Below are 18,521 nucleotides of genomic sequence, written 5' to 3'. Positions count from 1 at the left end.
ACGTGCGCCAATTATTGGATTTGGCACGCTTTATTTTTCCGTATGCGATTTTGCCGCGTTGCTGGCGCTCCAGCTTGTTTCAACACAATGCGGGGCAACCGACACACATTGTGTGTTCGAGCATGATTGCGCGGTGTTTTCAGCAAGTGCATTACCCGATTTTGCCGATTGTGCATAACGCGCAACAGGATGAAGTGCGCTTTTACGAACGCAATTTCCGCCTAATCACCCCTAGCGATTTTGATTACTCACCCTACTTTTCGGTCATTAAATACCCGGCATGGAACACGGGGCGCGAACCCGCGTACCGGACTTTGCCTTGGCACCAAGATAAGGAGGCTTCCCATGAGTTGGCTAACACAATACCGGCAGCACTACCTGAGCCGCCCCGTCATGCGTCTGATGAAACAGCAGTTACCGCCGATCTCGCAGACGGAACAGGACGCGCTGGACAGTGGCAACGTCTGGTGGGATTCCGAGCTTTTTTCCGGCAAACCGGATTGGGGACGTTTGCACGCTCTCTCCATTAGCAAGCTGACGGCGGAAGAACAGGCGTTTCTTGATGGCCCAGTGGAAGAATTGTGCCGCCGCTTGGATGATTGGCAGATTACCCACGAACTCCACGATTTGCCGCCCGACATTTGGGATTTTCTCAAGCAACAACGCTTTTTTGGCATGATTATCCCCAAGGCATACGGCGGTTTGGGCTTTTCGGCGTTGGCGCATTCGCAAGTGGTGATGAAAATCTCCAGCCGTAGCGTGACGGCTGCGGTTACGGTGATGGTGCCAAATTCACTTGGCCCCGGCGAATTACTGCTGAAATACGGCACAACCGCGCAAAAGGATTATTACCTGCCACGCTTGGTGGATGGGCGCGAAATTCCGTGCTTTGCGCTGACCGGCCCCGAAGCAGGCAGCGATGCGAGTTCGATTCCCGATAGCGGCGTGGTGTGCCGTCAGGATTTCAACGGGGAAACGGCGGTGTTGGGAATTCGCCTGAATTGGGACAAGCGTTACATCACCTTAGCGCCGGTCGCAACCTTGCTAGGGCTGGCGTTCCAGCTTTATGACCCGAAACATTTGCTGGGGGATAAGGAGGAGCTGGGCATTAGTGTGGCGCTGATTCCGACGAATCACCCCGGTGTGGAAATCGGCACACGGCATTTCCCGCTGAATATTCCGTTCCAAAATGGCCCGAATTACGGGCGCGATGTGTTCATTCCCATCGACTGGCTGATTGGTGGGCAAGCACAGGCAGGCAAAGGTTGGCGGATGTTGGTGGAATGTTTGGGCGAAGGGCGCGGTATTTCCCTGCCTGCGTTGTCTACAGGTGCGGCGAAAGTGGCAGCGCGTTATACCGGCGCGTATGCACGGGTGCGCCAGCAATTCGGAATGCCGATTGGCTATTTTGAAGGCGTGGAAGAACCCTTAGCGCGAATTCTCGGCAACACCTACCTCATGGATGCGGGGCGTATTCTCACCGCTACCGCGATTGATCAGGGGCAACGTCCGGCAGTGATTACCGCGCTGTTGAAATACCAGTTGACGGAACGGATGCGGCGACTGATCAATGATGCAATGGATATTTCCGGCGGGGCGGGGATTTGCATGGGGCCTTCCAACTATTTGGCGCGGGCGTATCAGTCGATTCCGATTGGGATTACCGTGGAAGGCGCGAACATTCTCACCCGTTCGCTGATTGTGTTTGGGCAGGGGGCGATGCGTTGCCACCCCTGGTTGCTGAAAGAAATACAGGCAGCCAAAGCGGATGATTTAGCGGCGTTTGATAGCGCTTTCATGGGGCATATTAAGCACATTATGAGTAATTTGGGGCGTAGTGTGTGGTATGGGTTGAGCAATGCGCGTTTTGTGGTGTCGGGTTCGCCACTGACACGCCAGTATTACCGTCACTTAAGCCGTCTGAGCAGCCAGTTTGCGCTATTAGCCGATTACGCAGCGCTGTCATTGGGCGGCAATTTGAAACGGCGCGAACGTTTGTCGGGGCGCATGGCGGATATTCTTGCCAATTTGTACCTGTGTTCGGCAGTCCTCAAGCATTTTGAGGAGCAGGGCGAGCCGGAAGCCGATGTGCCATTGATGGAATACGCTTGCAAGTTGACGATTCACCGGGCGCAACAGGCGATGTTGGCGGCATTCCACAATTTGCCGCACCCCTGGCTGGCGAAGACCTTGCGTACCCTGATGTTCCCGTATGGCAAGCCGTTTAGCCCGCCGGATGACCACTTGATTCATCAGGTGGCACGTTTGGCGCTCGAACCTTCTGCAACGCGGGATCGTTTGACGGCGGGGATTTACATTACCAACGACCCGGCGGATCGCATGGGGCGGATTGAGGATGCGTTGCACAAAACACTGGCAGTCGCCGAGTTGGAAAAGCAGTTACGCAAGCTGATGAAATCGGGGCAATTGGTAGCGCATACCGTGATGGAAGCGATTGTCGAAGCGGGGAGCAAAGGCTTGCTGGATAAGTTCAGCGTGGAAAAGTTGCTGGCAGCGCGGCGGGCGACGGCGAATGCGGTGCGGGTGGATGATTTTCCGGCGGAGTATTTCCAGCAGGCGCAAACAATGCCGATTCCCAATTCTTCCCCAGCAAGAATAAAAGGGGGTAATGTCGATCGTTAGTCGCTGGATTTAGCCTGTTAGTCTGGTAGTATACAAACTGTTGATTAAATGTACTTTGATACCACGCTGCGTACTACGGGATAGGGCTTTATGACGATTAGACTCGCAATGCTAGGTTTTAATGACGCGGCGGAATCCGCCCGCTTAGCGGCTTTATTCACCCATGCCCGTCATTGGCAACAGCCGTGGGAGGTGGTGGAGCAAGTCGCGGATGCTGAATTTGTGTTGCTGGCGGCGGATGATGAAACCACACACTATCCGCCGCATTTTTCACCCGACAATATTATTTTGTACGCCAACCAGCCAAGCCAGCAGGCGAAATGGCACTTGTTGCGCCCTGCGAATGCGCAAACGCCATCCCCTTTAGATTTCACGCTGTTATTGAAAAATATTACGCAAAGTCGGGTGAAGTCAGCGCCGGTTATTCCCGTAAAGACAGCAGCCAAATCCGAGAGTTTAAAAGTATTGATTGTCGGTAGCGTTGGCTCTGGCAAAACTACCGCCGTCAAAACGCTAGGTGGAAGCAGTGCGATTTCCACCGAAGCGAAACCCAGTGATCAAACGCAATTGCAGAAAAGCACCACCACGGTGGCGATGGATTTCGGCACTTTGCGTTTGGATGATGCGACACAAGTGCGTCTGTACGGTTCGCCGGGGCAACGGCGCTTTGATTTTATGGGCGATATTTTGCTGCACAAAGCGGCGGGGCTTATTATTTTGATTGGCAATGACCGCAGCGATTGCCTGTCAGAATTGAACTACTACTTGAACGCTTACCACGATTTTTTGCGCACCCACCCGGCGGTGATTGGGGTGACGCACAACGATATTAGCCCAACTCCGGCATTGCGGGTGTACGCCGATTTTATTCAAGCGCGGGGGCAGTTTTGGCCGGTTCGCAAAGTCGATGCCCGCAATCACTTAGAGATGAAGGGGCTGGTTGACTTATTAATCGAGACGGCTAGACTTCGCTAGGTTTTTAACCCCTCAAGGATGGTCAGTATGGCAACAGTGGATTCTTTAAAAAAATTAGATGGATTTTTAGCCGCAGCGTTGGTCGACGCCAGCAGTGGCATGATGTTGGAGTCCATCAATGTGAGTAATTTTCCGATTGAAATTGCCGCTGCTGCCAATACCGAAGTGGTGCGTGCCAAGCTGAAAGCGATGGATGCAATTGGCATGGGTGATGATAATATTGAAGATATTCTCATCAGTCTGGGGACGCAGTACCACTTGATTCGCCCCTTGAGTTCAAACCGTGAAATCTTTTTGTACGTCGCATTGGAACGTAGCCGTGCGAATTTGGCGCTGGCGCGTTTAGAACTGAAAAAGATGGAAGTCAGCATTAAACGAATTTAAAAAATCATCACATTACCGTATAGCGGCTAGTGCTTGCCATGCTATTGCTTTAAGTCATAGCATGGATAAACGCGATATAAAAACCGATAAATGGCGGTACAAGATGACGACAGACACCTTACGTGCTCCGCGCACTTTTTCCGATTGGATTCCGGCGAGTTGGGCGTATCCCGACACGGGAGCAACCCGTGATTTGCGCCTCGATTTTATGCGCGGCTTTGTGATTCCACTGTTATTTGCGTCGCATTTTGAATACTTTTCGGCGTTGATGTTCATTGGTTGGGAACGCATTGGGGTGATTTCCACCGCCGAGATTTTCGTGATTTTATCGGGAATCGTGGTCGGGATGGTGTATGGCAAAAAGGTCAAACAAGCCGGTGTTGCCGCCGCCATGCCGGGGTTAATTAGTCGCTCGGTGGCGCTATACCGGATTAGCGTCTTGATGATATTAGCAATAGCGGCACTGCGTTTTATTCCTTGGCTGGATACCACCATTATTACCACGTTTCATGACCCTTACGGTGGGAAAACTTTCCAATTATACCCACCAATCGACGCCAGTATTTTTCAGATTATCAGTAAAGCGTTATTGCTTCAGATCGGGCCGCATCAGTTCCAAATTGTCGGCATGTACGTGGTGATGTTTATCCTGTTTACGCCGCTGGTATTTTTTATGTTAGCTAAGCGGCAGCTAGGTTTGTTATTAGGGGCAAGTTGGGTGTTATACCTGATTAATTTGGGAAGCAACCCGTTTTTTCGCCCGACGAATGCGCAGTTTGAATACGCTTTTCCTATTCTTTCTTGGCAGTTGCTTTATGTACACGGAATGGTCGCCGGTTATTATAAACAGGAAGTGGTGCAATTTTTCTCGGCAACAGCATGGGGGAAGCGTTTAGTGGCGCTGTGTATTGCCTTGTCATTGGGTTTTATCGTGTTTACCTGGAATCACCCCTTACAACAGTTTCCTGAATGGGCGCGTTTGCATTTTGTGCCAGCGGATACATTTTTGCATTGGTATAACACGTATTTTACTAAAAATACCTTGGGTATTGGGCGTTTGGTGAATGTGGTCGTGCTGTTTATCGCTATTTACACGCTCATGACACTTTGCTGGCAGCCGCTTAACCGCATGTTGGGCTGGTTCTTTATTCCATTAGGGCAAGCGTCGTTGTATGTGTTTTTTATTCATGTGTTTTTATTGCTGTTGATCGCCAATACGCCATTGCCCGATTATCAGAATTTCTGGATTAATACGGGCATCCATATTGGGTTATTGGCGTTGGTCTGGGTGCTGGTGAAACGGCAGTTTTTATTTCGCTGGATTCCACATTAAATCGAATCCAGCCATGAATGCGTGAGGGTTATTTGGGCTTAATCGGGGTGATCATAACGCGCCGATTAGCTGCCCATGCGGTTTCATTATCACCGTCTACCAAGGGTTTGCGCTTGCCGTAAAAGCGTAGGTCAAACTGTTCTTCATCGACCCCGTTATCGACCAAATAATTGCGGATGGCGACTGCCCGCCGTGCTGAGAGTACATCATTGTATTCATGACTGGAACGTTGGTCGGCGTGCGTTTCGATGCGATAACGGTATTGTGGGCAGGCTTTCATATTGTCGGCGATTTTGCCTAAAATTCCACCCTTCGCATCACTGATGTCAACGGCGGCGGTTGGGAAGATTTCGGCATACAACAAAATCGCGGTATCGCAGGCTAAGGCTTCAGCATCGTTGGTTTCGCGCAATTCTACGGGTTTGGCAGTGCTGGCGGGTGGAATATCTTTTGCGGGCTTGTCAGCACTCGTGGGCGGGGTATCTGTGTCGGGTTTTGCTGGTGTCTGCCCCGATTTTTTCTGCCAAGCTTGGTAATCTTTATCGGCTTTTTGTTTGGCTGCGATGAAGTCATCGACGGTTTTTAGCACGACTTCGCTGAGCCATTTGCCCACATTGTTGCAGTCCGTGGTGTTGTGGCCTTCGCCCCACGTTGCCAGTTTGTGGTGTAACAGCGGGTCACGTAGGGTCATGGCGCCTTGGGAGAACGATGTCCAGATACCGGCGGTGCAACAGGCGGCGTTGTATTCGATGCGCGGTTCGCCGGGTTTGAACGGGCCTAAGTGTTTGGGGTAGGAGGGGAACATGCTCATTTCGGGTTGCCCCGCTGTGGTTTCCATTTCTTCCTTGCTCAATAAGCGCATTCCGGCGGCGCTTAAGCGTTGTTGGACGGCTTCTTTAAGGTCTTTTTGCAACTTGACATTTTTGGGTTTGGCACTGCTGATTACATCGTCAATATTGATGTAAAGTGCGGTTAAACCGTGCAACGCGAGGCTGCTGGGTTGGTAGTCTTCTTTGCCGATGGGTACGGCTGGCGTGTCGCAGACCGGGTAAAGGGCGGCAGATTTGGGGGTATCGGCGTGTGTGTGGCACGGCTAACCCTGCCATCGCGCACAATATTGCCACTTGCAGCGGGCGTTTTGGGAACATGGGCATCACCTTTATTGTTATGATTGCTGGATTCGATGATAGGGCTACGTTTGTCTGACGGCAATTGACTTCCGACGACTGCACGGTAAAAATCAAGTTCCCCAGTGCAGGAACAATCATAAAACCATGCTGCGCCTTAGCTTAGCCTTAGCCTTTATTACCAGTGTGTGCGGTGGACTCTGGCTGAATCCTGCCAGTGCCGACGCTGCGCAACCCACTAAACCCACGTATTGCCCGGCTCGCAAAGCGGAGTTAAACGAGCGCGATAAAGCGCTGGCACGTGTCGCTTGGCAATATTTTGAGAACAATATTCAAGCTGAAACCGGCTTAGTGAATGCTGCTGATCAATACCCCTCCACGACCTTGTGGGATGTTGGTTCATCACTCGCCGCGTTTATCGCCGCCGAAAAGCTAGGCATTATCCCGCGTGAACGCTTTGACCGCATGACCAACCAGATGCTGGATACCTTAGGGCATTTGGATTTGTTCAATGGCGAAGCCCCCAATAAAGTCTACAACACCAAGACCGCGCAAAAAGTCGATTACCGCAATCAGCCATCCGCGCACGGTATTGGGGTTTCCACCTTGGATTTGGGGCGCTTGGTGTCTTGGTTAAACATTTTGTCTTGCCTGCATCCGCAACACCAAGCCAAGGCGCAACAAATACTGGAAAGCTGGAATTTTTGCCGTTTGTTGGAACACAATCAAATGTACGGTCTGGCTTTCAAAGACGAGTCCGGCGAGGTGGAAGTGCAGCAGGAAGGGCGTTTGGGGTATGAGCAATACGCGGGTAAAGCTTTCCAGCAGTTGGGGTTTGACACGAGCCTTTCGGCGCGTTATCACAACCAATATGCCACCACCACGACAGTATCGGGTGTGGAATTACTGGTGGATTCGCGGGATGCTTCTACCCTTGGCGCACACAATTACGTCGTCTCCGAATCGTATGCGATGGATGTGTTGGAGCACGGTTTGGACAAGGAAAATAAAGCGCTGCTCGATGCAATTTACACAGTGCAACAACGCCGTTGGGAACAAACCGGCACTGTCACTGCCGTGTCGGAAGATAACCTCGATCGCAAACCGTATTTCGTTTACAACACCATTTTCAGCGATGACATTCCTTGGGCAGCAATCACCGATAAGGGCGAAGACATGTCGGCCTTGAGAAGTGTGTCGGTGAAAGCGGCAGTCTCGCTGGCGTATTTATTTCCTGAGCGCCAATACAGCAAGCTGCTGCTGGATACGGTGAAGGATGCGCGTAGCCCTAAAGGTGGTTGGTATTCCGGCATTTACGAAGACCCGGCCAAAGGTTTCAACAAAGCCAAGACTGCGAATACCAATGGGGTGATTTTGTCGGTAATGTTATACAAGTTGTACGGGGCGCTGAATCAGCAATGTGATCGATGCGGCAAGGGCGTGAAATTGTCTGAAAAATTTCTGAGCGCCAATCAAAATAAGCGCCAGTGTTTGGCGGATGGCAAGTTTGATTAAAATTGCCAGCTTTTGCTTACCGTAATTGCACCATCTTTCAGATTATCGCCGGGGAAAGCGTTGTTGCCGTAGTTGGAGTATTCCACCCGTAATTTACCCGGTTTGGGGCTGGAATAACCTGCGGAATAGCTCCAACTGGGGCTGCCGCCGTCAACGGGGACGGTGGCGGTGGTACGCACATTCACATTCGGCTTGGGATTCCATTGCACGGTGGCGCTGGCCTTGGCTTTGCCTTGTGCGGAAATATTGACGCTGCCGGAGGCGCTGAGTTTCCGCTTGGTTAATGCAGCGGATTTCACCTTGTAGCCAATGCTGGCGCTGGCATTTTTTGTGTCCAAGCCTTGCCCCGGTTTGATAGGGCCGGTATGCCCGACTTGCACCGATACTGTTCCCGGTTTGGGGTTGGCATAGCCGACATTCCAAGCGTAACCGGGTTCCCCGTCTTTCACTGACGCGCTGCCGTTGACGAACCAATCTTTTTTTGGCGACCAAGTGGCGCTGACCGCGACGTTATTGCTGCCGTCTTTGAGTGATACGGTATCTGATACCGTAACGGCTACGCGGCGTTTTTTCTTTTGATTATCAATAATGCCGGTGGTGCTGTGGGCTTGCGGTCTAGGTGCATCCTCAAAGTAAATGGGAATGTCGCCGCCCGCGCTGGTGCTGACAATCGTGGGCAGAATGGTTTCGCCCTCAACGGTTGTATACACTTGCTGTGCAACGGTTGGTTTTTTGGCAGCAACCGTGGGTGGGGGAGGCTTGGTTGCGCTATTGCCGACTGCTCCGCTAACACCTTGCACCAGCGGGGCAAGTGTCCGTTGCTGTTGGCGTTGTTGCCGTGCTGTTTGGCGTAACTCGCGCTGTTTTTTGCGCTCGGTTTTGTTGCTGGTGGGCGCTGGCTTACTGGTTTTTTGCGCGTTAGTAGGCTTAGCTTTCGAGGCTTTCTGCGTGGTTTCGGGAATAGTGACGGCTCTTTCCGTCACCTTTTTTGCGACTTGGTAGCTAACTTGACACGACGGATTCCATTTAAACGGATAAGGTGGTGCGGTGGCTTCCGTAACCATTTGAAAGGGCAGGGCTTGATTGGCAACGGCGGCAGTGGGTGTTTCTGCCTCGCGCACCGTTAAGCCGGTTTCGGGGTGTGGAAAGCAGCGTTCGCGGTAGGCTTGATGCAATACCAGATGGTACGCATTCGGTGCCAAGCGAATTTCATCCAGCAATTTCGGCACGAAACGCGCCGTTGGATCAGGGGTCAGAAACCCCCATTCCCGAAACCCACGCCATTGTAATGGCGCATCATTGCCGCTGAGCATTTTGTACAGTTTCTTCTGGCGCAGGATAAGGTCATGAAAATTTTGATTTTCCATAATCTCGCAATAATCCCATTGCAAAGCGATGCGTTCGGCTTCTTCGCGCAAGTCGGGGAAACGTTCGGCAGTGATTTTCAAGGTATGCAGGGCGATGTCCAGTAATCCGGCGTGCAGGGAAGCTTCGGGTTTTTGCCCTAACCATTCATCCGGCCAGCGCTGACCGGGGGCATTGATATGATGCAATTCGCCTAATAGTTTTTTAGCAATGTGGGCATCGGTGGCACAGTGCAAGGCTTCCAATTTTTGCTGCAAGGGCGGCGGCTCGTTCGCCATTACCGGCGCGATTAAGACCCCGCCACCCAAAGAGAGCAGCAAAAATTTATTCAGTGGTGCAGGCATCGCACGTTTTTGCCGCCATCAGTTTGGGTTTGAGGCCGCGTTCACAGCGTTTGCAGATGGGGTAAAATTCACCGTATTTTTTGTACAGCAACAGGCTTAATACAATGCCATTGGTATTGGCGGTAATCGCTTTATTGTAGCCGCCGCCGCTTTCGTAGATCCCGGAATACCAGCCGCGTTCCGGGTTATAAGCGGAGCTGACGTTGTAAGCGAGTTCTTTGCTGTACGGGTCTTCGGGGTAGAGAATCGCCAGCGATAATGCTGCTTTTACCGACACGGTTTTGAGGCTGTCATAACGCACGCCTTTGTCGGTGGTGGTGTTCCAGGGCAAGCCTGCGGTGAAAATGGTGTTGTAGAGGAAGTACGGTTTTTGGTCGATATTGTCTTCGGATACGGCGGTGAGAATGCCGGTTTGTTCCCAACGGCGTTTTTGCACCAGGTAAATATTGTCCAGTAACGGGCGATTTTCTGCATCAATGCCGTTTTCGATGGCATCCATCGCATACGATTCGGTGACGACGTAATTGTATGCGCCCAAATCACGCGGGTCGCGACGGTCATACGCAATCGGTACGTCGTAGATATTGATGGTTTCGCGAAATTCGTTGTTATAGGTGGCAGCAACGTGTTGGTCGTAACCGAGTTCGCGGAAGATTTTGCCGCCGTATTGCTCGTATCCGAGACGGCCTTCTTGCGCAACCACCATGTTTTTTGAGGTAGGGTCGCGGTATAGCCCGAACATTTGCCCGTCTTTGATCAGGCGTTTTAGATCCCAACGTTCAATCACTTTTTGCGCGGGATAAGCGTATTGCGGGTGCATACAACTTAGGGTGTTTAGCCACGAAATAATCCGCGCCAGATCCAGTGCGGAAACGCCAATGCCTTCCGGTGCGGGTTGATTGCGGTAATCCACCATTGCGCCGCTGACGGTGTGGTAAACCTTGTTGGGGGCTTCTTTGTTAAACAGCTCCATATTGCTCAAGGTTTTGAACATGCTGCGAATGCGGTCATCGAACACTTTGGCGTCAATCAGGCCGAAATCGTGGGCAGCAATCGTGGCAGCGAGTGCCGAGCCGGTATCCCACATGGTGGTGGAAGGGTATTTGTCAGCCGCGTTGTACAGCCCGGTTTCAGGGTTGTAATTGTTTTCAAAGTATTTCCATGCAATTTGTGCCATTTCCTGATCGGTGCTGCACAAGGCTTGCGGTGAACCTAAACAACTGTTGTCAGGGCCGGTGGTCAGGGCGCAAAAGGTGTCATTCCGCCCGGCGGTGGAGCCGCTTGTTAACATCTGCAACAAGCTAGGGGAATCAGTCGCTGCTACTGGGTTTGTTACGGGGGGGCGCTGTGGGTAATGAAGAAGATTAAAACACCAGCCAAGACGGAGCCAGCCAACCAGGCGAGTGCTACCTTGAGGTTATTTTTGTTCATTGTTCAGCTCTCCTAGGACGGCTTCCAGCGTTTTGCGCACAGCATCCGGTGCGGTGCTGGTGTCACCGCTTTTCCATGCGGCGCTGAGCTTGTCGAGCGTACCCATTAACCCTTGCAGTTTAGTTTTGTGAGCGGCGAAGGTTTCACCGGCTTGCCAGATGGGTTTTTTGGTGCTGACGAGTTTTTCAGCGGCTTCGGCACCTTTGCCTTCGGCGCGTAATTGGTTGGCTTGGTTGAGCGTGCCGATCAGTTTGTACAAGTCGAGGCGCTTTTGCAGGGCAGTCAGTTTTTGATTGAAGGCGTCATCGGTTTCTTTGCCGATTTTGCTGGTGACGGTATTGATGGCATCAATTTTGGTGGCTAAGGGCGTCAGTGTTTCTGCCAAAATACCGGCAGCATTGTTTTGCGTGGTGCTAATGACGCCAAGTTCTGCCCGTAATTGTTGATTTTGAACGACTAAGTAAGCCACCAGTACCAGTAACATGCTGAGTAAAATGTGTGAGATGGTATTCATCGGCGGTATTTCCCCCCCCTGATTTTTATTATTTGTGGGTGTTAGGCTGTGACTGGACACCATTCCTTGAGCGTGTTGGCCAGTACATCCAACTGGATGGGTTTGGTTAGGCAGGCATTCATTCCGGCTTGCAGGTATTCCAGCTCATCGCCTTTCATGGCATTAGCGGTGAGTGCAATGATAGGAATGGTATTGTCAGGGAATTCAGCGCGGATATGGCGCGTGGTTTCAACACCACTCATGCCGGGCATTTGAATATCCATCAAAATCAAGTCAAAGGCTTGGGTGCGCACTTTATCCAGCGCCTGAAAGCCGTCTTCGGCTAAGGTGACGCGGTAGCCTAATTTTGCCAGCATCCCTTTCGCCACCAGTTGATTCACCTTATGGTCTTCTACCACCAGTATGTGCGTGCCTCTTTGTAGCACATCGGCCTGTGCTTGGCGTGCCAGTGTGATGGCTGCTGACTCACTGTGCAACAGTGCCGCCTCGGTTGATGGTGGCGGTGCAGCTAATAAATTCAGCAGTTTGCTTTGCGTCACGGGTTTCAACAGGCAGTTGCAATGGTTCAACGCACTGGGGATGCTGCATTGCGAACAACTGTTGGTTTGCGAGGAAATATTGCACAGATGCACGGGCGGCGTTAAGGCGTTTAAGCGTTTTAACCATTGATCCAATGCGGCGCGTTGCGACAACGGGTAGCTGTTGTAATCGACGATTAACCAGTCAAAGGTTTGCGCATCCGGTAAATCATTGGCCTCGCTTAGCTCACTGAGTACCCAGCATTGCGCCCCAAGATTGCTTAATTGCTCGGTAATTAAGTGTGCATGTAACGCATTGTGGTGCACGACTAAGCACCGACTGCTTAAGTGTGTGGCGCAGCTTTTGCCCCCATTCGTGGTTTTGAAGGGTACTTCAAACCAAAACGTACTGCCTGCCCCCGGTTGGCTGTCGACTCCGATAACGCCGTCCATCAGGTGTACCAGTTTGCGGCTGATCGCTAAGCCTAAGCCCGTACCGCTACCATTGTGCTGGTCGTAACGGTTAATTTGACTGAATGCATGAAACAGTGAGTGTTGTTTGTCTGGCGGAATACCTACCCCGGAATCCTGTACTTCGACACGGATACCTTCTGCCATTTGGGTGGCGGGTAAGATGCGTAACACAATTTGCCCGTGCTGCGTAAATTTAATCGCGTTACCCAGTAGATTCATCAAAATCTGCCGCAAGCGTAAGGCATCACCATGTAAACAGTTGGTCATGCGTTTGTCGACAATGCTAAAGAGTTCGAGTTGTTTCTGATTGGCGATAACCCCAAGCGTTTCAATAATACTGGGTAAGGTTTCGCTGAGTTTGAAGTCTTCTTCCAGTAGTTCCAGCTTGCCCGCGTCGAGCCGAGAAATGTCGAGAATGTCATTAATAATCCCCAACAGGGATTGCGCAGAATGCAAGGTCATTTCGACTTGACGCCGCTGGTTCTGATCCAAATTGGTGTCTTGCAGCAAGGTTGTCATGCCGATTATGCCATTCATCGGCGTGCGGATTTCATGGCTCATGGCGGCTAAAAATGCACTTTTAGAACGGCTTGCCGAGAGCGCCTGATCGCGTGCTTCCACCAATTCACGGGTACGTTCGGCAATGGTTTGTTCTAGGGAATCCGCTTGCGCCCGTAGCTCTAGGTTAGCTTGATACAGCGCCAGACTTTTGCTTTCCAGCAATTGCTCAGCCTGTTTACGGGAGGCACGCTCGCGCTCCAGACGGCGTTGTAAACGGGCTACCTCGTCGCTCATTAGGCTGCCATCCGGGTAATATGGAATTCAACGTGTGTCCCTTGTCCAGCGGAACAGTCGACCATTTCAGTTTGTGCTTCCACTTGGTAATAAGTGAGACAGCCATCAATTAACCCCGCTGCTAAAGTCGCAAAGGGGTGTTTCGAGCGGTAAATCATGATCAGTTTTTGTTTGCCCTCACGCACGGTTTCAAACGTGGGTAATTCTGCATCGGGGTAGAGTTTGCGTACTTCAACGTGAACGTGGTTTTCGATCGAATCGAGAAAATCGAACGCATCTGGTGCTGCGGCAAAAAAGCTGGGGTAGAGCACCACAAAACGCCCGAATAAGTAACGTCCAAACGCTTTGACCAATTCAGGTACCGGCATTCCTGTCTGGATGGCAAGCTGTTGTACTAAGGTGACTATTTCAGAATGCGGGTAAGTTCCTACAGCGGTGTACGCACCACCAGAGGGCAGATCGGATGCATCAATGATGTCATCCACCATGTCAGCGGAAAAGGTTTGTTCCACCATTTCCAGAAATTCTGTAAACACTAAACCTTTCATGCGTTATACCTATTGTTATTGGGGCGGTTTGGTGGTGTCGTACCGTTAAGCGATGGCAGGTTGTTGCTTGAGCCATGCGAGGACGCTGACAAATTCCTCACGCATCTGGGTGATGTGCAAAAACGCAGTGGGTTGATCCTGATGATCTTTGTACCTTTCGAGTAAGTGGGTGATGTCGGCTAATGCGAACGCACCAATAATCTTACTGCTGGATTTGAGTTTGTGGCAGATAGTGCCAACTTGTGCGCTGTCTTGGGTGTCAACGCATTGCTGGAGTAGCTCTAATGAACTTTCGGTATCAGTGATGAAAAAATCAATGATTTCCGCGAATTCATCCGCCATGATTTCTTGAAGTTCCGCGTAGGTTGTTGCATCGATAGGGCTATGCGCAGTCATTTGTGTACCTCAACCGCTCGATTGTGCTAAGCCGGTAGTCGCAGCATGTGCCACTTACCGGAATTGTATTTTTATCATTTTTATCTATATAGACAATTTATAATTTGATGGTAGCATATCTCTATCCGAGTGTTAATAACATCATAAAAATAAGATATAGCCAATGAATATTTTAGTCGTTGACGATGCCAGAGATATGCAATTAATTCTGCGCCGTATTCTTACCCTGATGGGTCATCAGGTGATGCTGGCAGAGAACGGTCGCGTGGCTTGGGAGTTAATCCAACAGCACCATTTTCAACTGGTGATCAGTGACTGGGTAATGCCCGTCATGGATGGCCCAACCTTGTGTCGCACAGTACGCGCAGCGGAGCTGCCTTATTACGTTTACATTATTTTGCTAACCGGAATGTCGGGGAAACAAAACCTGATTCAAGGCATGGAAGCGGGTGCGGATGATTTTGCGACCAAACCGATTGTGCGCGAAGAGTTGGAAGTTCGCTTGCGTGCTGCCCAACGTGTGCTGAATCTGGAACACACCTTGGAAGATAAAAACCGCCATCTGGAAAGTGTGAATGGCTCGCTTTCGGCTGCCCAACAATTGATCCAAAACGATTTGCAACGCGCCGCCGTTTTGCAAGCAGGGGTGTTGCCTAGCCAGAAAATGTTTGGGCAGATTCGAGTGGATTGGTTTTTCCAACCTGCTCAATACATCGGCGGGGATACCTTTAATTATTTCCCAATCAATGATGATTTATTGTTCTTTTATTCGATTGATGTGTCAGGTCACGGGATTGCGTCGGCGTTGTTATCAATGTGTTTGCAAACCTTACTGAGTGCTACCAGTGAATTGCATTGTTTGGATGATTTGTCGCCGCAAGCCGTTTCAACCTTGCCGTCGCGTTTAGCGGAACGCTTGAATCATCACCTGCATTATCAATTGGATACGGGTGATCATTACCTGACGCTGATTATGGGGGTGGTCGATACGCGCCAAGAGCAATTGTATTTTGTGCAAGCCGGTCATCCGCAACCGTTTTTGTACAGTCCCGTTAGTGATGAATGGGAACAACTGGATTGCACCGGCTTTCCGATTGGCTTATTGCCGGATATGGAGTACGACACCATACGCTTGCCGTTTCCCAGCGGAAGTCGCTTGATTTTGTATTCGGACGGTTTGCTGGAGTTGCATGAAGCGAATGGTGCGATGATGACCGAGCTTGCTTTGAAAAATTACTTACAACCTCTGCGCCAGCAATCTGCTCAGCAGCTCATTCAGCAATTAGCTATCACCTTGGGGTTGGATAATGACGCCAAGGAAAAGCCGGATGATATTTCACTACTCATCATTGATTTCTTTAACGGGACAAACGCGCATCAACACATCCAGTAAATCTTGCACGTTAAAGGGTTTGCTGAGGAAATCATCCATGCCGCTGTTGAGGCACTGTTCGCGGTCACTGCTCATGGCATTGGCCGTGAGTGCAACAATCGGGGTGTGAGGCAGTTGTTGCGCGTGCTCTTGCGCCCGAATCAGGGTAGTGGCTTCCAAGCCATCCATAATGGGCATTTGCACATCCATTAGGATCACATCAGGGCGATTGTTTTCCCAAGCTTGCACGGCATCGCGCCCGTTTTCAGCGACTTTGACGTGATGCCCGGCTTTGTTTAACAGGCGTACTGCCAGCATTCGGTTCACGGCATTATCTTCCGCCAATAAAATCGACAATACCCGTTCGGCACGCAGCAGTGCCTGCGGTGCAACGGGTGCTGTCGGTTTGACGTGAGCGACGATGGTGAAGGGCACGCTGAAATAGAAAATGCTGCCGTCACCCACATCACTGTCTACCCGCAAAGTACCGCCCATCATGGCGATCAATTGCGAGGAAATCGTTAAGCCCAAGCCCGTGCCGCCATAGCGTCGGGTGATGGAGCTGTCCGCTTGCTGAAAGGGCTGAAAAATGCTGGCTTGCTTGTCGCGGGGAATGCCAATGCCAGTGTCACGCACGGCAAACATGACAAACACTTGTCCCGTGGGAGCGCCGCTTTGCAGGCTGATAGTGACGCTAACATCGCCTTGTTCGGTGAATTTAATGGCATTGCCGACTAAATTGATCATCACTTGACGCAAGCGCCCGATGTCACCGGCTAAAGCATCTGGCACGTCAGCCAGAATGTCCCACTGAAACTGCAAGTGCTTGGCGCGGGCGCGTAAGGCCAGTGGTGCAAACGTGTCTTGCAATAAAGCCCGCAATTGGAAAGGAGCGGTGTTGAGCGTCAGCGTTCCGGCTTCCATGCGTGAGAAATCGAGAATTTCATTGATAATATCCAGCAAGGCACTCGATGAGGATTTGATCATGCCCAAGTGTTCGCGTTGCGATTCCGATACCTCGCTGTACAACATTAAATCGGTTAAGCCGATAATACCGTTCATGGGGGTGCGTATTTCGTGGCTAATCATCGCCAGAAATTCGCTTTTGGCTTTGCTGGCTTGTTCTGCCATTTCCTTGGCTTGCAAGGCTTCTTTGCGAGCATCTTCTAAATAGGCGTGCTGCAAACAGGCCAGGCACGCGGTTTCTAAACGCCTGAGCACCAAACCTAAAGCGAGTATGTGGGCTTCCGGCAATGGCGGCTCACGCACGACCACCAATAAACCGTTATCGCCGAGCGGCATGAAATGGTAATGCATGTCTTCTATGAGGATGGTTTCGCCCGGCTTTTTGATTGACCAGCCTTGGTTGGCGAGTCGCAGGATGTGTGTGGCTAACAGGGGTTGATCCGTTTCCAATGTGCCGCGCAGGGTCGGGTAGCTGTAGCAAGGGAGTGGGGCTTGTGCCGCATTATCCAGCGTGATGCCTTTGTGCAACCAAATGTAACCGCTCCGGCAATTCAGCAGCTTTAAGGCGGGTGGCAAAAATTTGCGTAACATGGTGCGCAAATCCAGATCTTGCCCAATCAATAAAGCCAGTGCGTATTGAATGGAAACCAGTTCCAGCGTTGGACTCATGCAGCGGATTCCTTGGTTTGAGCGAGGATGCCCAAGACGATGGTTTTGTTAAAAAATTCCAAACAGGTGTTGCCCGCATCGGCGATTTCACCCAAGGATAACGCCCCGATCAATGGCACTCCGGCAGGCAAATGCGCGTGAATATTGTCGATCTCTTCCGCAAACCGTTCTTGTAGAAACAAGGTACGGCTGATGCAATCGAACAATAATCCCAATGCCGGGGGCGTTGGCACGCGCATGGCGGTGGTAGCGCAAGCGCGTGATGCTGCCAGCAAGTCATCAGCCTCGCCTTTGAGGATGTAAATAATGTGATTGGCGGGTACTTCCCCCACACAGATTAATTTATTACCGTCGACGAACAGTGGATCACGCACCACGACATCGCTGCTTAAGCGTTCCAAACCAAACGGGTAGGCTTTGGCGAGATCAAAAAATGTACCATCTGCAAAGCGTTTACCGCTGTCGGCTTCGACGACTTTGCGATACACCTCAAAAGCCGGTTGGTAATCAAGCGTGGTAATCGTGTTGTTGTAAGCGCCGGTGACAAAAAATGGCCCGGCAAATTTGCGCCAGCCGTGCTCAATTCCGATACTGAGCGGCAGTTGGATGCAGGTGATTTGAGCGCAATCCATCCGCAAGCCTTGGTTGCTGAATAGACAGGGCTTTTGCTCGAAACTGAGTGAGCCAGCGCCGCCGCCGATATATTGATAATGCCCGCCAAAGATTTCATACAGGCTTTCTAACAGTGAGCTGATACGTTTGCTTAAGCCATCAACCAACGTTACCAGGGTGGCATTGGCGGGTGTTAGTGCGGATAGGGCTTCTATTGCGGAAAAATAATCCGCATCAGGGTCAGATAAGTGTTCGATATGGTACACCTCACTGACAATGGGTAAGGCGCAAACCACACTGCCTTGTTGCAGGATTTGCCCATTGGCAATGATTTCAGGAAAAATACCGCCAAAGATGGGGATGGAAAGTGCTTGTAGGTAAGTATCCAGTTGCGCGGGAGTGAAGCCATTCGCATCGGCGGCGAAGACCAAGACACTTTGCGCTCCCGCCGCGATAGCTTTATCCAGCGATTGCAGCAAGCCCTCGCAGCTTCCACTCTGATCAACAAAGATTTGGGCAGGCGTTAGGTGCATGGGTAAG

Annotated in this window: 16 protein-coding genes; 6 read left to right on the top strand and 10 right to left on the bottom strand. The window is 51.1% G+C overall.

Annotated features, from left to right (window positions below; genetic code table 11):
* Nucleotides 1-345: 345 nt before the first annotated feature.
* The 4 genes from HMY34_RS03130 to opgC all read left to right on the top strand — a co-directional run bounded on the left by HMY34_RS03130 (nt 346) and on the right by opgC (nt 5,335).
* Nucleotides 346-2,643: an acyl-CoA dehydrogenase gene (locus HMY34_RS03130; RefSeq protein WP_202717862.1), complete on the top strand. Its 2,298-nt coding sequence runs from the start codon at nt 346-348 to the stop codon at nt 2,641-2,643.
* 90 nt (nt 2,644-2,733) lie between these two features.
* A complete protein-coding gene (locus HMY34_RS03125; protein ID WP_202717861.1) occupies nt 2,734-3,618 on the top strand; it encodes a GTP-binding protein in 885 nt (294 codons plus the stop codon).
* A 27-nt stretch (nt 3,619-3,645) separates the two neighbouring features.
* The gene (locus HMY34_RS03120; protein WP_228287962.1) at nt 3,646-4,002 is read left to right on the top strand and encodes a hypothetical protein; all 357 of its coding nucleotides are present in this window, start codon (nt 3,646-3,648) and stop codon (nt 4,000-4,002) included.
* A 103-nt stretch (nt 4,003-4,105) separates the two neighbouring features.
* Nucleotides 4,106-5,335: an OpgC domain-containing protein gene (opgC, locus tag HMY34_RS03115; protein WP_202717859.1), complete on the top strand. Its 1,230-nt coding sequence runs from the start codon at nt 4,106-4,108 to the stop codon at nt 5,333-5,335.
* Nucleotides 5,336-5,363: 28 nt separating this feature from the next.
* On the opposite strand, the gene HMY34_RS03110 is transcribed toward opgC, so the two are convergent.
* Together HMY34_RS03110 and HMY34_RS03105 are read right to left on the bottom strand one after the other, a co-directional pair.
* Nucleotides 5,364-6,320 carry an OmpA family protein gene (locus HMY34_RS03110; protein ID WP_202717858.1) on the bottom strand — a complete coding sequence of 319 codons (957 nt, stop codon included), beginning with the start codon at nt 6,318-6,320 and terminating at the stop codon, nt 5,364-5,366.
* Complete coding sequence (locus HMY34_RS03105; protein ID WP_202717857.1) at nt 6,308-6,547, bottom strand: hypothetical protein; 240 nt, start codon at nt 6,545-6,547, stop codon at nt 6,308-6,310. The genes HMY34_RS03110 and HMY34_RS03105 overlap by 13 nt, the downstream gene beginning before the upstream one ends.
* 62 nt (nt 6,548-6,609) lie before the next feature.
* Between HMY34_RS03105 and HMY34_RS03100 the strand changes: the two genes are divergently transcribed.
* Nucleotides 6,610-7,977, top strand: a complete 1,368-nt coding sequence (locus tag HMY34_RS03100) for a DUF3131 domain-containing protein (protein ID WP_202717856.1) — start codon at nt 6,610-6,612, stop codon at nt 7,975-7,977.
* Here HMY34_RS03100 and HMY34_RS03095 read toward each other — a convergent pair.
* The 6 genes from HMY34_RS03095 to HMY34_RS03070 form a co-directional block, all read right to left on the bottom strand.
* Nucleotides 7,974-9,686 carry a hypothetical protein gene (locus HMY34_RS03095; protein ID WP_202717855.1) on the bottom strand — a complete coding sequence of 571 codons (1,713 nt, stop codon included), beginning with the start codon at nt 9,684-9,686 and terminating at the stop codon, nt 7,974-7,976. The genes HMY34_RS03100 and HMY34_RS03095 overlap by 4 nt on opposite strands.
* Nucleotides 9,667-10,977 (bottom strand): DUF3131 domain-containing protein, encoded by a 1,311-nt coding sequence (locus tag HMY34_RS03090; protein ID WP_202717854.1) that lies wholly within the window; start codon nt 10,975-10,977, stop codon nt 9,667-9,669. Before HMY34_RS03090 ends, HMY34_RS03095 begins: the two co-directional genes overlap by 20 nt.
* A 126-nt stretch (nt 10,978-11,103) precedes the next feature.
* Nucleotides 11,104-11,631, bottom strand: a complete 528-nt coding sequence (locus HMY34_RS03085; RefSeq protein ID WP_202717853.1) for a hypothetical protein — start codon at nt 11,629-11,631, stop codon at nt 11,104-11,106.
* Between the two features lie 41 nt (nt 11,632-11,672).
* Entirely contained in the window at nt 11,673-13,418 is a 1,746-nt protein-coding gene (locus tag HMY34_RS03080; protein ID WP_202717852.1) for a response regulator, read from the bottom strand.
* Nucleotides 13,418-13,966 carry a heme NO-binding domain-containing protein gene (locus tag HMY34_RS03075; RefSeq protein ID WP_202717851.1) on the bottom strand — a complete coding sequence of 183 codons (549 nt, stop codon included), beginning with the start codon at nt 13,964-13,966 and terminating at the stop codon, nt 13,418-13,420. The genes HMY34_RS03080 and HMY34_RS03075 overlap by 1 nt, the downstream gene beginning before the upstream one ends.
* 45 nt (nt 13,967-14,011) lie before the next feature.
* Entirely contained in the window at nt 14,012-14,362 is a 351-nt protein-coding gene (locus tag HMY34_RS03070; protein ID WP_202717850.1) for an Hpt domain-containing protein, read from the bottom strand.
* Between the two features lie 163 nt (nt 14,363-14,525).
* Between HMY34_RS03070 and HMY34_RS03065 the strand changes: the two genes are divergently transcribed.
* Entirely contained in the window at nt 14,526-15,755 is a 1,230-nt protein-coding gene (locus HMY34_RS03065) for a PP2C family protein-serine/threonine phosphatase (protein ID WP_202717849.1), read from the top strand.
* Here HMY34_RS03065 and HMY34_RS03060 read toward each other — a convergent pair.
* On the bottom strand, nt 15,702-17,369 hold the full coding sequence (locus HMY34_RS03060) for a response regulator (protein WP_202717848.1): 1,668 nt from the start codon (nt 17,367-17,369) through the stop codon (nt 15,702-15,704). The two genes, HMY34_RS03065 and HMY34_RS03060, sit on opposite strands and share 54 nt — an antisense overlap.
* Nucleotides 17,366-18,514, bottom strand: coding sequence for an FIST signal transduction protein (locus tag HMY34_RS03055; protein ID WP_202717847.1), 1,149 nt, complete (start codon nt 18,512-18,514; stop codon nt 17,366-17,368). Before HMY34_RS03055 ends, HMY34_RS03060 begins: the two co-directional genes overlap by 4 nt.
* Nucleotides 18,515-18,521: the final 7 nt, after the last annotated feature.

This window comes from Thiothrix subterranea (genome assembly GCF_016772315.1).
GTDB classification, from domain to species: Bacteria; Pseudomonadota; Gammaproteobacteria; order Thiotrichales; family Thiotrichaceae; genus Thiothrix; species Thiothrix subterranea.
The sequence above is the reverse complement of the archived record's forward strand: the minus strand, read 5'-3'. Positions and strand labels throughout refer to the sequence as shown.

What these genes read in the sequence shown, in the direction of transcription:
- HMY34_RS03130 (WP_202717862.1), top strand. Translation starts at nt 346, where the DNA reads ATGAGTTGGCTAACACAATACCGGCAGCACTACCTGAGCCGCCCCGTC.
- HMY34_RS03125 (WP_202717861.1), top strand. Translation starts at nt 2,734, where the DNA reads ATGACGATTAGACTCGCAATGCTAGGTTTTAATGACGCGGCGGAATCC.
- HMY34_RS03120 (WP_228287962.1), top strand. Translation starts at nt 3,646, where the DNA reads ATGGCAACAGTGGATTCTTTAAAAAAATTAGATGGATTTTTAGCCGCA.
- opgC (WP_202717859.1), top strand. Translation starts at nt 4,106, where the DNA reads ATGACGACAGACACCTTACGTGCTCCGCGCACTTTTTCCGATTGGATT.
- HMY34_RS03100 (WP_202717856.1), top strand. Translation starts at nt 6,610, where the DNA reads ATGCTGCGCCTTAGCTTAGCCTTAGCCTTTATTACCAGTGTGTGCGGT.
- HMY34_RS03095 (WP_202717855.1), bottom strand. Translation starts at nt 9,686, where the DNA reads ATGCCTGCACCACTGAATAAATTTTTGCTGCTCTCTTTGGGTGGCGGG.
- HMY34_RS03090 (WP_202717854.1), bottom strand. Translation starts at nt 10,977, where the DNA reads ATGTTAACAAGCGGCTCCACCGCCGGGCGGAATGACACCTTTTGCGCC.
- HMY34_RS03085 (WP_202717853.1), bottom strand. Translation starts at nt 11,631, where the DNA reads ATGAATACCATCTCACACATTTTACTCAGCATGTTACTGGTACTGGTG.
- HMY34_RS03080 (WP_202717852.1), bottom strand. Translation starts at nt 13,418, where the DNA reads ATGAGCGACGAGGTAGCCCGTTTACAACGCCGTCTGGAGCGCGAGCGT.
- HMY34_RS03075 (WP_202717851.1), bottom strand. Translation starts at nt 13,966, where the DNA reads ATGAAAGGTTTAGTGTTTACAGAATTTCTGGAAATGGTGGAACAAACC.
- HMY34_RS03070 (WP_202717850.1), bottom strand. Translation starts at nt 14,362, where the DNA reads ATGACTGCGCATAGCCCTATCGATGCAACAACCTACGCGGAACTTCAA.
- HMY34_RS03065 (WP_202717849.1), top strand. Translation starts at nt 14,526, where the DNA reads ATGAATATTTTAGTCGTTGACGATGCCAGAGATATGCAATTAATTCTG.
- HMY34_RS03060 (WP_202717848.1), bottom strand. Translation starts at nt 17,369, where the DNA reads ATGAGTCCAACGCTGGAACTGGTTTCCATTCAATACGCACTGGCTTTA.
- HMY34_RS03055 (WP_202717847.1), bottom strand. Translation starts at nt 18,514, where the DNA reads ATGCACCTAACGCCTGCCCAAATCTTTGTTGATCAGAGTGGAAGCTGC.